Annotated in this window: 1 protein-coding gene; it reads right to left on the reverse strand. The window is 39.6% G+C overall.

The features are described 5' to 3' along the window. Window positions 1–188 precede the first annotated feature (188 nt). The coding region (locus H6A32_RS15985; RefSeq protein ID WP_204864837.1) for a hypothetical protein at window positions 189–369 on the reverse strand (181 nt) is incomplete at its 5' end.

The following is a 369-nucleotide window of genomic DNA, read 5'->3' on the forward strand; positions in this document are numbered from 1 at the left end:
TCTCATTATATCAGAATTCACCCCTTTTTTTCTCTTGTTATTTTCTCACTGAGGGTATATACTGGCCTTACATCAAATCGGGACAGCATTCTTTTGTCCCTTCGGGAATCTTTTCCCGCTGATGCATGATTCCGGCCATTCGGCCACACATTTCAATATTTTATTTTTACAGACGGGGAACAAAGAAATCAACGGGAAAGAACTGAGCATTTATTGTATTTCACATCATTCACTGGTACAATAAAAGTAATTTCAGTGTCTGACTGTTTGTCTTTGCTCCCTTTCGGAAAGGAGTCCTTATGACGAAGACGAACAGTCACAAACCAAAAACCAGTACACAAAACAAAAAAGTCAAAGACAGCGGTGCCA

It is taken from the genome of Drancourtella massiliensis (assembly GCF_016900655.1).
Classification (GTDB): domain Bacteria; phylum Bacillota; class Clostridia; order Lachnospirales; family Lachnospiraceae; genus Sellimonas; species Sellimonas catena.